The 14,681-nt window shown below is 60.9% G+C and carries 12 protein-coding genes; 6 read left to right on the forward strand and 6 right to left on the reverse strand.

All coding sequences use genetic code 11. The annotated features are described in order from the left end of the window. Positions 1 to 15 precede the first annotated feature (15 nt). The 3 genes from BDB13_RS05470 to BDB13_RS05480 all read left to right on the forward strand — a co-directional run bounded on the left by BDB13_RS05470 (position 16) and on the right by BDB13_RS05480 (position 4,557). Positions 16 to 960: an alpha/beta hydrolase gene (locus BDB13_RS05470; protein ID WP_094270752.1), complete on the forward strand. Its 945-nt coding sequence runs from the start codon at positions 16 to 18 to the stop codon at positions 958 to 960. Between the two features lie 262 nt (positions 961 to 1,222). After that, a complete protein-coding gene (locus tag BDB13_RS05475; protein WP_254922722.1) occupies positions 1,223 to 2,470 on the forward strand; it encodes a helix-turn-helix domain-containing protein in 1,248 nt (415 codons plus the stop codon). 77 nt (positions 2,471 to 2,547) lie between these two features. Continuing rightward, positions 2,548 to 4,557, forward strand: a complete 2,010-nt coding sequence (locus tag BDB13_RS05480) for a fatty acid desaturase (protein ID WP_094270754.1) — start codon at positions 2,548 to 2,550, stop codon at positions 4,555 to 4,557. Positions 4,558 to 4,613: 56 nt separating this feature from the next. Here BDB13_RS05480 and BDB13_RS05485 read toward each other — a convergent pair whose 3' ends face one another. The 3 genes from BDB13_RS05485 to rfbA all read right to left on the reverse strand — a co-directional run bounded on the left by BDB13_RS05485 (position 4,614) and on the right by rfbA (position 7,323). Continuing rightward, a complete protein-coding gene (locus BDB13_RS05485) occupies positions 4,614 to 5,735 on the reverse strand; it encodes a S1C family serine protease (protein ID WP_094274696.1) in 1,122 nt (373 codons plus the stop codon). Between the two features lie 114 nt (positions 5,736 to 5,849). Then, a complete protein-coding gene (locus tag BDB13_RS05490; protein WP_094270755.1) occupies positions 5,850 to 6,446 on the reverse strand; it encodes a dTDP-4-dehydrorhamnose 3,5-epimerase family protein in 597 nt (198 codons plus the stop codon). A 1-nt stretch (position 6,447) separates the two neighbouring features. Further along, positions 6,448 to 7,323 carry a glucose-1-phosphate thymidylyltransferase RfbA gene (rfbA, locus tag BDB13_RS05495; RefSeq protein ID WP_094274697.1) on the reverse strand — a complete coding sequence of 292 codons (876 nt, stop codon included), beginning with the start codon at positions 7,321 to 7,323 and terminating at the stop codon, positions 6,448 to 6,450. A gap of 111 nt (positions 7,324 to 7,434) precedes the next feature. Between rfbA and rfbB the strand changes: the two genes are divergently transcribed. After that, entirely contained in the window at positions 7,435 to 8,439 is a 1,005-nt protein-coding gene (gene rfbB, locus BDB13_RS05500) for a dTDP-glucose 4,6-dehydratase (protein WP_094274698.1), read from the forward strand. Positions 8,440 to 8,442: 3 nt separating this feature from the next. Here the strand turns inward: rfbB and BDB13_RS05505 are convergent, their stop codons facing one another. Both BDB13_RS05505 and BDB13_RS05510 read right to left on the reverse strand, forming a co-directional pair. Continuing rightward, positions 8,443 to 9,429 carry a lysylphosphatidylglycerol synthase transmembrane domain-containing protein gene (locus BDB13_RS05505; RefSeq protein ID WP_318293885.1) on the reverse strand — a complete coding sequence of 329 codons (987 nt, stop codon included), beginning with the start codon at positions 9,427 to 9,429 and terminating at the stop codon, positions 8,443 to 8,445. A 137-nt stretch (positions 9,430 to 9,566) separates the two neighbouring features. Then, on the reverse strand, positions 9,567 to 10,283 hold the full coding sequence (locus BDB13_RS05510) for a DapH/DapD/GlmU-related protein (RefSeq protein ID WP_094270757.1): 717 nt from the start codon (positions 10,281 to 10,283) through the stop codon (positions 9,567 to 9,569). A gap of 110 nt (positions 10,284 to 10,393) precedes the next feature. Here BDB13_RS05510 and BDB13_RS05515 point away from each other — a divergent pair, with 110 nt between their 5' ends. Both BDB13_RS05515 and BDB13_RS05520 read left to right on the forward strand, forming a co-directional pair. Further along, positions 10,394 to 11,494, forward strand: coding sequence for a DegT/DnrJ/EryC1/StrS family aminotransferase (locus BDB13_RS05515; protein WP_094270758.1), 1,101 nt, complete (start codon positions 10,394 to 10,396; stop codon positions 11,492 to 11,494). Between the two features lie 2 nt (positions 11,495 to 11,496). Continuing rightward, positions 11,497 to 12,477, forward strand: a complete 981-nt coding sequence (locus BDB13_RS05520) for a Gfo/Idh/MocA family protein (RefSeq protein WP_094270759.1) — start codon at positions 11,497 to 11,499, stop codon at positions 12,475 to 12,477. On the opposite strand, the gene BDB13_RS05525 is transcribed toward BDB13_RS05520, so the two are convergent. After that, positions 12,432 to 14,642 (reverse strand): hypothetical protein, encoded by a 2,211-nt coding sequence (locus BDB13_RS05525; RefSeq protein WP_094270760.1) that lies wholly within the window; start codon positions 14,640 to 14,642, stop codon positions 12,432 to 12,434. The two genes, BDB13_RS05520 and BDB13_RS05525, sit on opposite strands and share 46 nt — an antisense overlap. Positions 14,643 to 14,681 lie beyond the last annotated feature (39 nt).

Consider the following 14,681-nt stretch of genomic DNA (forward strand, 5'->3'; position numbering starts at 1 on the left):
TTCTAACCTCAACGGATGTCTCTGTCGCCGATAGTCACTCGCCGGACCGGTATGCGGTACGGCAGGCCCAGTCTCGAATCGCAGGTTCTGTACAACGCTTGCCGCTGGATGGTTCGTCCGGTGGTGGGAGTTGCGCCGCTGACGCTCGGCGCCATTCGACGTGCTTCGGTTCTGGATACTGCGGCGGGGGTGCGGATTCCGTCGGGCATCGATCGAGAAGCCGTGCACTTTCCGGGTTTCGACGGCGAATTGGTGCATATCGCCGGCTCGACCGCCGATATTCGTGACGGTGTTGTCCTGTACCTGCACGGCGGTGGATTTATGTGTTGCGGCCTCAACACACATCGTCCGGTGGTTGCGAGTATTGCCAAACGAACAGGTCTGCCGGTGTTGCATCTCGCGTATCGGCAGTTGCCGACTACGTCGATCAGTGGGTCGGTCGACGATTGCCTCAGTGCCTATCGATGGCTACTGGCGCAGGGTGCTTTGCCGGAAAAGACGGTATTCGTGGGTGATTCGGCGGGTGGATTCCTGGCATTCGCAACGGCATTGGCAGCTGCTGCTGCTGCCGGACTCGCGGTTCCGGCCGGGTTGGTTGGACTGTCGCCGCTCCTCGATCTGGATTGCACCACCAAAGCTGTTCACGCCAATGCCCGACGCGATGTCATTGCTCCGGTATCAGCCTTGGCGGCCATCGGAAAATTGGGCGGTGAGGTGTTATCGCCCATTGACGGCGACCTTGCCGGCCTGCCGCCGTCGCTGCTGATCGCGGCCGAATCCGAAGTGCTCCGAGTCGATTCGGAACTGATGGCGAGGCGGCTTTCAGCAGCTGGAGTCGAGTGTTCTCTGCAGATTTGGAACGGTCAGATTCACGCATTTCCGGCGGTGTTGCCGAGTCTGCCGGAAAGTCGGGCTGCGCTTCGCGACGTCGCAAGATTCATCTCGATTCGCATCGCCTGAGTTTTTGTCGGACCCCAGGTTTAAGGTTTGGAGCAAGTTCGAACCGGGGGTTCTTGTGGACGAAATACAGCCCGACGACGGGTTTCGATGACTGGATCAGCCCATCCCGGCAGTTCTTCCCGAAACCGGAGAAGGCGTCCGTGGTGCCTATACGATCGGTATCGTTGCCATTATCAGAAACGCGGTAGACCACATCGACGTTGCCGGAAAATCAGGATCCCGCCGTGCCCCGGCTAGTGCGCCACCAACGGTGGGCGCAGGTGTGAGCGGCTGGGCGGCCCTACCGGACGCGGTCGCGATGGAGCTACGGCGCACGACCGCCGAACTGTTGCAACGGATGCCGTTCTACGCCGACGAAATGCTTGACTACATCGTCGAACGGATCCCCGAGGCCGGCAAGGACGACGGACTTCGCGGGCTGACGCTCGGATCGTGCTCATCAAATATCGAGGCGGCATTGTCGATGGTGCGCAACGGGATCGACGCCTCCGTCGCATCTGCACCTGTCACCGCTCTCGAGCACGCGCGCGCGATGGCGGCGCGCGGTTACAGCGTCGACGTAATGCTGCGGTTCTACCGGCTCGGCCACGCCTACTTCACCGAACGCATCTTTGCCAAGGCTGGGGAGTTGGTAACCGATCCGGCCCTCGCGCTCGTCGTAGTGTCCGAACTGCAGAACTACGCGTTCGCCTACGTCGACCGTATTTCCAGTGAGGTGGCCACTGAGTACGTCGCCGAACTCGATCGGATTCAGAACCGGGTCCGTGCAGCCCGCACCGACGCGGTTCGCAGGTTGCTCGCTGGCGACCGGATCGACCTCGGGCGAGCTGAGGGGACCTTGTCTCACCGGCTCACCGGATGGCAAACGGCATTTGTCTGCTGGACCGAGCGCGACGATGCAGATCTAATGCGGGTCGGTAGAACGATCGGCGGACACCTGGGTTCGGAGCATCCCCTGCTCGTCACGGACGGGACCCAGACGCTGTGGGGATGGGTTTCAACCTCCAGCATTCCGCGTGACCTCCCGCCATTGATGGGTCGGATCCCCAAGTTGGTACACGTCTCGCTGGGAATACCGGCGCAGGGCCCGGCCGGCTTCCGAAAGTCTCACGCCCAGGCACTGCGTGCGCGTCGGATCGTTGAGCTGGCCGGCCGGGAAACCGAGGTCACCTCGTACGCTGACATGGCACTGGTGGACATGATGAGTAGCGACCTGGATCTGGCCCGCGGGTTCGTCGCGGCTGAACTCGGTGCACTTGCGGTCGTGGGACTACGCGAGGCGGAGGAACGGCAGGCACTGCTCGCGGTGCTCGACGCACAGGGGGGATTGGCAGCAGCGGGTAAGGAGTTGGGGATACACCGCAACACGGTGCTGCAGCGCATGCGACGGGGCGAGGAGCGGCGCGGTCGACCAGCATCCGAGCGCATCGCCGAATTGCATGCAGCCTTGCGGCTCGTCGACGTGCTCGGCCCCGTTGTGCTCGCACCTGATCCCGGGCCTTCTTCCTGACAGAATGTGCTGCGAGCACATTCTCGTGGGCGCGAGACCTCTTGTAGCGCTGACGGGCGGTTCATAATGTCTTGGTCATGGCTACACCTACCGACGTCCCGGTCCGCAGAGGCTCACATCAAGGACTCCCCGATTCAGGTGAACGGGTCCCGACGATCTCCTGGCCGATCGTGGGCATCTTCTGTGGCGCTATCGCAGTTTTCGCAGCTTCCACCGCGGCGGCAGTGACTGATGCGCTTGCTGCGCCGGTGACGATCGTGCTCAGCGCTGCTTCGATCTTTGTGCTGTTCACCGTGCTGCACGACGCTTCGCACTATTCGATCAGCACTCACCGCTGGGTCAATGTTGCTTTCGGCCGAGTCGCGATGCTCTTCGTCTCACCATTGATATCGTTCAAATCTTTTGCGTTCATTCACATCGCACATCACCGGAACACGAACGGCGGCAGCGACGATCCTGACCACTTCATCAGTGGCTCTTCGATATGGCAGGCCCCTCTTCGGTTCGGATTGATGGACTTTCCATACTTGAAGTTCGTGGTGCGCAATGTCAAGCGCCGCCCGAGAGCCGAAGTGGTGGAGACTTCGCTGCTGATGGTCGTAAGTTCCGCCGTGATCCTCACCTGTGCGCTGACGGGACATCTTTGGACGCTCGCCCTGGTCTACTTGATCCCCGAGCGGGTCGCCATGTTCGTGCTGGCGTGGTGGTTCGACTGGCTTCCGCACCACGATCTGGAGGATACGCAGCAGGAGAACCGATACCGTGCGACCCGCAACCGAGTCGGCGCGGAGTGGGTCCTGACCCCACTGCTCCTGTCGCAGAACTACCACCTCATCCATCACTTGCATCCCTCGGTTCCGTTCTACAGATACGTGGCGACGTGGCGGCGAAACGAAGAAGAATATCTTGAGCGGGATGCAGCTATCGGCACAGCATTCGGCCAGCAGCTCAGCCCGGACGAGTACCGCGAGTGGAAGCGCCTGAACGGCAAACTGGGGCGTTTCCTTCCGATCCGGCGGGCCGCTCAACAATCGGGTCGTCCCACGGGTTTTCACCCGATCCCGGTTGCCAGCGTCGACAAGTTGACCGATGACAGCGTTTTGATCCGATTCGACGTGCCAAACGAGCTGCGGGACACGTTCTCGTTCGAGCCCGGACAATACGTCACCGTTCGCACCAGAATCGGAGCCAAGGACGTACGACGTAACTACTCCATCTGCTCCTCGGCCATCTCTGACACGCTGACAATTGCGGTTAAACACATTCCCCAGGGAACGTTCTCCACTTTCGCCACCGAGCAGCTGCGCCCCGGTGACACGCTCGATCTGATGGCACCGACCGGTTCCTTCGGCCCCCAACTCGATCCGCTCGCCAGTAAGCGATATGTCGCAATCGCCGTGGGAAGCGGCATCACCCCGGTGCTGTCGATCGTGCAGACGGCACTCGTTGTAGAGCCAGCGAGTCGGTTCACACTGATCTACGGCAATCGGGACGCAGACAGCACCATGTTCCGCGGGGAATTGGACAGCCTCGAGGCACGCTATGGCGACCGACTCCAGATCATTCACGTACGCTCCCGCGATCCCCAGTACCCGCCGCTTCTCAGCGGGCGCGTCGACCAAACCAAGCTCCACCGATGGCTGGCCGCCGAGCTAGCGCCGAGTTCAGTGGACGCTTGGTTCCTCTGCGGACCAGTCGATATGGTCACGGGTGCACGAGAGCTGATCATCGAACGCGGCGCCGAGGCGGACCAAGTCCATGTTGAAATCTTCCAGGGGTACCGTTCGCCCGGCCGCTCCGATGGGTTCGCCCCAGCCGCGGTCACGGTAGGGCTATCGGGTCGTCAACACGAAGTCGAACTGGCGGCAGGCGACACCGTTCTCGAGTCGGCTCTGAAATCCGGGCTGGATGCGCCATACGCCTGTCTCGGTGGAGCTTGCGGCACGTGCAAGGCGAAGGTGACGTGCGGATCGGTTGTGATGGAGCAGAACTTCGCGCTGTCACAGGCCGACGTGGAGGGCGGGTACATCCTCACCTGCCAGTCCCGCCCAACCACGTCGTCGGTTGCCGTGGACTACGACGGGTAAGGCCAGTTGCGAACAGTTGAAGGCAAGGTCGGCTTGTGCAAGCTCGGGTAGCTCGTCTAACGGGGCGGGCCCTCGTCCAAGACGAGGGACCCGGCGGCCGGCTGACCCTGTGCGTCGGTCCACTTCACATCGATGGCGTCGCCGGGTTTTCGTGAGCTCATCACTGAGTTGAGATCTGCGGACGAAGTTATGGGGGTGCCGCCGAATTCGGTGATGACGGCACCCTTGGTGAGACCTGCCTTCTCGGCGGGTGAATCAAAGCTCACAGCAACAACTTCCGCTCCGGGCGGGGCGTCGCGGTGATCCTTGACGGCAACGCCGAGAATTGGTGTCGGGCCGACACGAACCGTCTCCGAGGAGAGTCCGCTGAGTACTTGGTCGACAACGGGAAGGGCGGTATCAATGGGTATAGCGTACGACTGTGGGGCGGGCGAGGTTTCGGTGCGATCAGCAATGGCGTTGCCGGCACTGCTGACACCGATAAGCTCGGCAGCGGCGTTCACCAGAGGACCGCCGGAATCGCCGGGCCGGATGTCGGCGTCTACTTCGATAAGGCCCATTAGCTGGTTTCGTGATCCGTCCGTCGAATTGCGGGTATTGACCGTGACGCCCAGGTTGGTGATGACTCCGGGTGCAGGCAGTGGAACACCTTCGCCTTCGGCGTTTCCGATCGCAGTGATCGGATCGCCTCGCTTGGCGTTTTCGGCCGTGCCTACAGTCGCGCTGGGAAGATTGGATGCGCCGGCCAACCGAAGCACCGCGAGATCTTGATCGCTGTCGTAGCCGAGCACTTCGACGTCGTAGATCAGGCCGTTGGACATACTTGTCGCGGTTATCTCGGAACCTCCGCTTATGACGTGATGGTTGGTCAACACCACTCCGTCAGGAGAGAGAACGATGCCAGTTCCGGCGGTGGTTGTGAATCCTGCGGACGAAGTGATGGTCACGATGCTGGGGATTACCCGTGCCGCGAGTTCCTCCGGCGTGAGAGAGACGATCGGTGACGGCGGGGCGGTGGTGATAACCGTGACGGGCGCAGATTCTGTGGTGCCGGGATATGTTCCGGGAGTCAGTGGCGGAGCCGCCAGTGCCAGCCCACCCAACCCGAGTATGAGGAAGGCAGCGATCCAGAGACTGCGGCGCCGTCTGCCGCGTTGTTGACTCCCTGGTGTACCCATGCTCACTGGTGTACCCATGCTCCCCTGTGTGCCCATGATCCCCGGTATACCCAGGTTTGCTACGCGCACATACCCTGCGGATCGTTCGGTTTCGAAAGTTGAAGATTACCGACTCTAGGGGGATGGGGCTGTAGAACGAGGCAACAATCCTTGGGTTCGAAGCGCGTGGAGTGAGGGTGCCGCCGAATCTTTTGCCGAGAGTTCGTAAGTTAGTGGGTTGCCCGCGCGGTCCGTCGTCGGCCAGGTGATGTTGAGTTCCGGGTCGAAGGGATCGAGGTCGCGGTCGAACTCGGGGGAGTATTCGATGCTGCAGAGGTACATGACCGTCGATCCGTCTTCGAGAGACAAGATCGCATGTCCGAGTCCTTCGGACAGGTAGACAGCTTTGCGGTCGACGTCGTCGATCAGTACCGAATCCCATTCGCCGAAGGTCGGAGATCCGACGCGTAAATCGACGACGACGTCGAGGAACGCTCCTTTGACGCAGGTGACGTATTTAGCCTGCCCGGGTGGGTTGTCGGTGAAATGGATTCCGCGCAGGCTGCCGGCTGCGGAAACGGAGCAATTGGCTTGTGCCAGTTCGAGGGTTCGGCCGGTAACGGCGGTGAATGCTGAGCTTTTGAACCATTCGAGGAAGACACCGCGGTTGTCGCCGAACTGTTTGGGTGTGATTTCCCAGGCTCCGGCGATTTTCAGTGCACGGATATCCACGTCACCATTCCTTGCCGTGTTCAAGTAGTGCGAGGAGATAATCGCCGTAGCCGGATTTTCCCAATGTTTCTGCTTGGGAACGTAATTGGTCAGAGGTGATGAATCCTCGTCGCCAGGCAACTTCCTCGGGCGACCCGATTTTGAGGCCTTGGCGGTGCTCGATGGTTCGCACGTAGTTTGCGGCTTCGAGGAGGGAGTCCGGAGTGCCTGTGTCGAGCCAGGCAGTTCCGCGGGGCAGGATGTCGACTTGCAGTCGACCCGCGTCGAGGTAGTGGCGGTTGACGTCGGAGATTTCGAATTCGCCTCGGGCGGACGGCTTCAGGTTTCGGGCGATCTCGACGACGTCGCTGTCGTAGAAGTACAGGCCGGGGATTGCGTAGTTGGATTTCGGCGATTCGGGCTTTTCTTCGATGGAGATCGCGCGACCGGCGTTGTCGAACTCGATGACACCGTAGGCGGTGGGGTCGGAGACCCAGTATGCGAAGACAGCACCTCCGTCGACATCGGAGAATCGTTTGAGCTGAGTCCCGAGGCCGGGTCCGTAAAATATGTTGTCGCCCAAGACAAGTGCGACGGATTCTGATCCGATGTGTTCGGCACCGAGAACGAAAGCGGTTGCCAGTCCGTTCGGTTCGTGCTGGACGGCGTATGTCAGATTGACGCCGAATTGGGATCCGTCGCCGAGCAGGCGCCGGAACTGTTCGGCGTCGTGGGGGGTGGTGATGATGAGGATGTCGCGAATGTTCGCGAGCATCAGAGTGGAAAGCGGGTAGTAGATCATTGGCTTGTCGTAGATCGGGAGCATCTGTTTGCTCACTCCGAGAGTGATCGGGTGCAGGCGAGAGCCTGTGCCACCGGCCAGAATGATTCCACGCATACGTGCAGTGTCCTGCACTCTTGCGTACTGATGCAAACGGGTCGGACCGAATGGGTCGGACATTGGTCAACGGTAAAGTTTGCGGTGTTCGACAAGCCTGAGGAGATGGACGTGCGACTACTGGTCACCGGAGGTGCCGGGTTTATCGGCGCCAATTTTGTTCATCTGACGGTGGCCTCGCGTCCGGACGTCGAGATAACGGTTCTCGACGCCCTCACTTATGCCGGCAATCGTCAGTCTCTCGCGGGGGTTGAGGATCACACCACCTTCGTTCATGGTGACGTGGCTGATCAATCCTTGGTCAACGAGTTGGTCTCTCGGTCCGATGCGGTGGTGCATTTTGCGGCTGAGAGCCACAACGACAATTCGTTGAGCGATCCGGAGCCTTTCCTGCGGACCAACGTGATGGGTACATTCGCGTTGCTCCAGGCAGTCCGTGAGCATTCGGTCCGGTACCACCACATTTCCACGGACGAGGTGTACGGCGATCTCGAGTTGGACGATCCGTCGCGATTCACGGAGTCGACGCCGTACAACCCGTCGAGTCCGTATTCGGCGTCGAAGGCGTCGAGCGATTTGTTCGTGCGGGCCTGGGTGCGTTCGTTCGGGATCAACGCGACCATTTCGAACTGCTCGAACAATTACGGTCCGTACCAGCATGTGGAGAAGTTCATTCCGCGTCAGATCACGAATTTGATCGACGGGGTTCGGCCACGTTTGTACGGCCAGGGAAAGAATGTGCGGGACTGGATCCATGTCGAGGACCACAACCGAGCGGTGTGGGACATCCTGGATCGTGGGAAGTTGGGCGAGACCTACTTGATCGGGGCAGATGGGGAGTCCGACAATCGAACGGTCATTTCCGCTCTGCTGGAGATTTTCGGACGTAAGCCGGATGACTTCGACTTCGTCAGCGACCGACCCGGCCACGATCTGCGGTACGCGATCGACCCGACGCGTATCCGGACGGAATTGGGGTGGCAACCCCGATACCGGGACTTCCGCAGTGGATTGGAAGCCACTGTGGAGTGGTATCGGGACAATGAAGAGTGGTGGCGTCCGCAGAAGGCTGCGACCGAGGCCGGCTACTCAGCTTCGGAAACGGTCACCGACTAGCGATCAGGCTTTGCTTGGATCGGGCACGCGGGAGTGTTCATGCACGAACGCGTTCCGTAGTACCCGTGAGCCGGACATCGCCGCCACGGCGCCTGCAAAGACTTCACAGAGGGTGAAAAGCAGCCTCGACGCCAGTGCGATGCCGAGTGCGACACCGGCGTCCATGAATGGTGACAGTGCCGCGACGATGACGGCTTCTCGGACGCCGATTCCGGATGGGACGACAAATACGAGGACACCCGCGCACATGCCGAGGGCGAGAGCGCCGATGCATTGGATAAGTCCGCGAATTTCGAAGCCGGCTGAACTCGACGCGAGTAGCCACAGCTGGATGCCGTAGAGCACCCAACTTACGGCGCACCAGCCCAAGGCCAGGGCGATCTTGTGCATTGTCAGAGGCTTCTGGAGGGGTTCGCGGCGCAGTAGTCGAAGTGCGAGATTGACCAACCGAGTGAGTACCGGTGGGTAAGCGCAGAACAGTGCAATCGGGACCAGGACTATGACGCCGATGGCCGCTACCGTGCTGACCTCGAACAGAGCCGGTAGACCGAACAATCCGACAACCAGTGCGGATGTGGTGCTCAATCCCACAGTGACCAGTACTGCGACAAATCCTGCCGCGCGGGAGACACCTGCGCGGCGTACCAGTTCGGTTTGGAGCACAAAGGCCCACACGCTGCCGGGAAGATATTTACCCAGCTGGCCGACTAGATAGCAGCGGGCGGCGTCGAAGGCGGGGATGGGTTGTTCGAGGGCGCCGAGTGCGTGTTGCCAGGACCGCACTGCGGCGCCCATACCGAGGAAGATGAACAGCGAAGACGCGGCCAGCGTCCACCAGTTCAGTTCGGTGATAGTGCTCTTGACCTCGGACCATTGGGATTTCACGGCGAAGATGATCGCGATGATTATCCCAACGGTGACGAGGACTTTGAATCCGTTGGCGAGGAGGCCGCGCAGAGCGTTCGGCTTGGCGCCTGCGTCGTTCGGCAAGGCACCTGCATCGTTCGGCAAGGCGACTGCGTCGTCTGGCTTCTCGGGAAGGTCGGATTCGGGGAGGTTACTCACGTGCTTACAACTTCCCACCCGTACGTCATTATGCAGACGATACCAACCGGCGCTGCAGATCCTTACGAGACCAGTGGCTTGTCAGCCCGTTCTTGCCACCAGGTGAAGGCTTCCTGCAGCGATGCCGGAATTGTCGACAGTCCCTCGAAGGTTCCGGCCGCGTAGATGGCAGCGACTGCGGCGATGTCCTCGTCTGCGATCCCCGAACGGCTCATGCCGACGCGGTTGACGCCCTGCAGTGACACCGGATTGCCGAAGGCCTTGGCGAAGGGCGGAACATCTTTGACCACGACTGTTCCCATACCGATCATGGATCCCGAACCGATGACGCGCCGCTGGTGGGCGACGGTATGCATGCCCAGGTTGACGCCATCTCCGACGCTGACGTGCCCGGCAAGTGTCGTTCCGGACGAGACGACGCATCGGCTACCGACCTGCACGTCATGTTCGATTCCGACTCGGTTCATCAGGAAACAGTCGTCGCCGATTTCGGTTCGCCGCTCACTGCCTTGATGGACGGTGCTCAGTTCGCGGATGGTGGTTCGGGCGCCGATCCGGATTCCGAGGCCGGCACTGGCATCCCATGAGGTGGGGTGATGTGCGCCGAGGATTTCCGGGGGCGCTCCCAGGACGACACTCGCGCCGATCCAGCAGTCGTCGCCGATTTCGAGGGGACCGGTCAGAACTGCATTCGGGCCGATCGTGACTCTGGTCCCTATCAGGACATCTGCACCGATCAGGGCGGTTGGGTGGATCTGGCAGTCGGAGCGTGGAGACATGCGGGTTCTGGAATCCTCTCGAAGTAGCGAATCGCGTTTCGATACGCTTCCTGGGTTGTCGGGACATTTCGTTCCGGCAGCAGTCGGATGAATCTATCGGAGGTAACTCAGTGATCGCGATATCCAGTATCTCGTTCGGAGAAGACGTCGAGCGCGAGGTGCTGGACACTCTGCGGTCCGGGATTGTTGCGCAGGGGCCCAAAGTGAAGCGACTCGAGGACGAGTTCGCCGCTTTGGTGGGGACCGAGCACGCGGTGGCGGTGAACAACGGAACCACGGCTCTGATCGCGGCGCTCCAGGTGCAGGACTTGCAACCGGGCGACGAGGTTTTGACAACTCCGTTCACATTTGTCGCGACGTTGAATGCGATTCTGGAGGCCGGGGCGACGGCGAGGTTCGCCGATATCACCGAGGCAGATTTCAATCTTGATACGGCTGCTGCGGCTGCGCGGATCAATGATCGTACGAAGGTTCTGATGCCGGTGCATCTGTACGGTCAGGCCGCCGATATGGGCGCGTTGATGCCGTTGGCGAGCGAGCACGGACTGTCGGTTGTCGAGGACGCTGCGCAGGCACACGGTGCCACGTTCGACGGTCGGGGCGCCGGCAGTTTCGGGTTGGGATGTTTTTCGTTCTACGCGACGAAGAATCTGACGACCGCCGAGGGCGGAATGATCACGACCAACGACGCTGTGATTGCTGATCGACTTCGGGTACTTCGCAACCAGGGTATGCGGGCGCGTTACCAGTACGAGATGGTCGGCCAGAACTATCGGATGACGGACTTGCAGGCGAGTTTGGCTCTGCCGCAGATGGGTTCGTACATGCAGCAGGTCGAATCGCGTCGACGTAATGCGGAAGCTCTTCGCGCTGGTTTGAAAGACGTTGCCGGACTGATTCTTCCGAGCGAACTGGCCGGTCGGGGTCACGTGTGGCACCAGTTCACTCTCTTGCTGGCCGAGGATGCGCCTATCACGCGAGATCAGCTCAGTGAGCGTCTTGCTGCCAAGGACATCGGGAGCGGGATCTACTACCCGAAGGCGGTGTACGACTACGAGTGCTACCGGGAACATCCGCGGGTAATCATCGAGGAAACGCCGGTTGCCACGTCGGTAGCATCGCGATGCCTGAGCATTCCCGTCCACGCAGCATTGTCCGCAAGTGATGTCGATCAGATCGTTGCCGCAGTTCGCGGCGCTATGGAGGCCTGAAAATGTCTGTGAGCAAGCCACGTATTGCACTTGTCGGCTCCGGCCAGATGGGTTCGCTGCACGCGCGCGTCATCGCGCAATCGGCATTGTGCGAGTTGGATCTGCTGATCGAGCCGCGTGAGGAACAGGGCAAAGCCGTTGCCGAGCGGTTCAATACGCGCTGGGCTGCAGATTTCGACGACCTCGACGGTATCGATGCCGTGGTGATCGCCGCTGCGACTCCCGCGCACTACGAATTGGCCGGTCGGGTACTCGATCTGGGTAAGCCGGTTCTGGTGGAGAAGCCGCTGGCTGCGACGTACGAGCAGAGCGTTGATCTGGTGGAGCGTTCCCAGGCATCGGGTGTGCCGCTGATGTGTGGTCTGCTCGAGCGGTTCAACCCGGCGGTTCGCACGGCGCGGGAGTTCTCCGGTGATGTGTGGCAGGTCAACGGCATTCGTCATTCCCCGTTCGTATCGCGTATTCCGACGGGTGTTGCGACGGACCTGCTGATTCACGATATCGACTTGGCGATCGGCTTTGTCGGTTCCGAACCGAGTTTGGCGAAGGGGGAGTTCGGCTACTTCCATCCGACGTCCGTGCAGAACCGGTCGGAGGATTGCGCGGATACCGTTCTGCGATTCAATTCTGGTGCGGTTGCCACGATTTCGGCGAGCCGGATCAGCCATCGTAAGATTCGTCAGTTGTCGCTGCTCGAGGCTGATCGCCTGATCGAGATCGATCTGCTTCGTCGAGGCATCACGATCTACCGCCACATCGATGACAACATGCCTACCGATCGGGACGGCTACCAGCAGCAGACGGTTATCGAGATTCCGACGATCCGTTACAGCGAGGAGCCCCTCGCGGCGCAGCTGACGCACTTCCTCGGATTAGTGCAGGGCACGGGTGACGCCGACGGTGAGCGGGCTTCGATTCTGCCCGCTCACCGTGCGGTTCACGAGGTTACGGAGTCTGCACTCGCAGCCGCAGTTTCTTCCTGATCAGCGCGCCGGTGTCGGTATGCCCAGACGCCTTGTGACAAGGCTACGAGCAACCCGACGCCGGCGATGGTCCATCCGAATGAGCTTCCGGGGGGACTGAATTCGATGGTGAGGGTGGAGCCGTCGGCGGCGCTCGGCGGCAGGTTCACCTGCAGTAATCCGCCGGGGCTGGCTTGGGTTTCCACTGTTTTTCCGTCGACGGTGGCGCTCCATCCGGGCCACGCGAGTAGCGCGAAGGTGACGGTGCCGGATCCGGTGTACTCGACGCTTTCGCGGGTATCCGTTGCGGCGCCGTCGCTACGGATGTCGAGTCCTTCGGTGGCTGCGGAGACCCGGCCGTCGGGCCACTGATGCCCGCTCTCACGGTGTCCGACTGTGACACCGTGACCCGGTTCGATAGTCCAATCACTCTGCGGGAGTGCATCGAGTGAGCGCTTGCCGCCGTACGGTCCCGAGTTTTGAACGACGACGGTGTCGACACGCATCGCGTCGAGCCACGACACTCCGGTTCCGGGTGATTCTGCGAGTAGTCGATCGACGGCATCGGGGCATTTGACGCCGCCGTAGTAGTTGATGCACAACTCTTGGACGAAGTCGTTGTAGCTGATTCCGGCGTAGCTGTTGACGGCATCGACGCCGGCAGGCTGCCAGGCGTTTCCGAAGAGAAGGTCACCCCACTGGCCGGTCGGGTCGTCGGCGGCGATGAACTCCGGGTCTGCGATCGCGAATGTGGTTCCCTGGTAGCGATCTTCGAATTTCGATTCGAGGAAGGCGACTTGCCGCGGGAATTTCCAGGGGGTCACGTTGTAGTTGCCGGTGAACCAGAAGTTGGTCTGGGCGCTGAGAACAACGATGATTCCGGCGGCGAGGGCGCCGGCGAGGTATCGCGGTTTCCGGTAGGCCACGATCAGTGCGATGGCGGTCAAGGCCACGGTGATGACAAGCGATGCGAAGTGAATGTCGATGTCCTCGGGGACATTCGACCAGGCGAGGTAGAACTGGAGTACCAGTAGTCCTGCGGTGATGACGGCTCTGGGCCGGATGCGGTCACGGTGCAGGCCTGCGGACAGGGCTACGGCTACGGCCACGATGACGGGTAGTTGCCCGTACTCGAGCAGACGTGCCGGCCACCGGAACAGCCAGAGGTTGGACGGACCCAGCAGAAGTACGACGTAGATTCCGCCGAATGCGAGTAGCGAAACGCTGTGGCGGCCGAGCTTTTTCAGCGAACCCCACTGTATCCAGGGCGCGAGGGGGATCAGGAACCAGGCGAGGTACACAAGTGGAATCGTCATCGCGGGCACGCTGAATGCGGTTACGTATGGCTGATTGGACGGACCCGACAGGTTGATCAGATCGCCGAGATCAGGGCGCAGTGACCCGTCGTTCGATATTCCTGACTGGGTACGAACCGATACACCGGTCGTGAAGAGCAGAGGTAGGTAGACGATCAGCGACATCATGATGATTGCCGTCGCGCTGATGAGCAAGGACTTGATGCTGCGTCCGCGTTTGACGGCGATGCATTCCGCGATCACTGCGACGTAGACGACCGCGACACCGACTGCTCCGTACGGATTGCCGGTAGTCATGGCGAGGTACCCGAACAGGATCGGTACCAACGGGTTCACACGTCCGAGAGCACTGGCGCGGGTAGACCACCACACATGCGGGATCCAGGCGAACGCAATCAGCCCGGACGCCCAACTGGAGGCATCGAAGTACAGGGTGTATCCGGCAAACGGCATAGCCAAGCCGGCGATGAATGCCATTGACCTGTTGGCGCCGTATTGCCGCGCGACGAGGTAGACGCCCACGGCAAGAATCGCCATGAACTGCATTTTGACAAGAGTGATTCCGATGGCGAGATTCGGAATGAGTGCGATGGCAACGGAATCCAGCAGGATCACGGGATTGTATGTGCCGTAGAGGGCTTCGGCGGTGACGTTGCCGCCGGCCCACAGTTCGGGAATCAGCGTCGGCCATGAACCGGAGAGGATGCGCTCGCCGATCGTGTGCCAGCCGGGCGTGAATGCAGCAGCGCTGTCGTCCCAGTAATAGAACCACTTGTTGGAGATCAGTGGGATCGCCGCGACGACGGACACAAGGGCGGCCAGAAGTATCGGCGGTACTACACGGTGGGCAAGCGGCAGGTCAGATTTCACTATGTGCTTTCGTCGTCGAGTAGGTGGCTGGGCCGTGGC

Source organism: Rhodococcus sp. OK302 (assembly GCF_002245895.1).
In the GTDB taxonomy this organism is placed as follows: Bacteria; Actinomycetota; Actinomycetes; order Mycobacteriales; family Mycobacteriaceae; genus Rhodococcus_F.

Bases quoted from the DNA above. Each gene is read 5' to 3' on its own strand.
- BDB13_RS05485 (WP_094274696.1), bottom strand. From the start codon at position 5,735: ATGGGTACACCAGGGAGTCAACAACGCGGCAGACGGCGCCGCAGTCTC.
- BDB13_RS05520 (WP_094270759.1), top strand. From the start codon at position 11,497: ATGTCTGTGAGCAAGCCACGTATTGCACTTGTCGGCTCCGGCCAGATG.
- BDB13_RS05510 (WP_094270757.1), bottom strand. From the start codon at position 10,283: ATGTCTCCACGCTCCGACTGCCAGATCCACCCAACCGCCCTGATCGGT.
- rfbA (WP_094274697.1), bottom strand. From the start codon at position 7,323: ATGCGTGGAATCATTCTGGCCGGTGGCACAGGCTCTCGCCTGCACCCG.
- BDB13_RS05480 (WP_094270754.1), top strand. From the start codon at position 2,548: ATGGCTACACCTACCGACGTCCCGGTCCGCAGAGGCTCACATCAAGGA.
- BDB13_RS05470 (WP_094270752.1), top strand. From the start codon at position 16: ATGTCTCTGTCGCCGATAGTCACTCGCCGGACCGGTATGCGGTACGGC.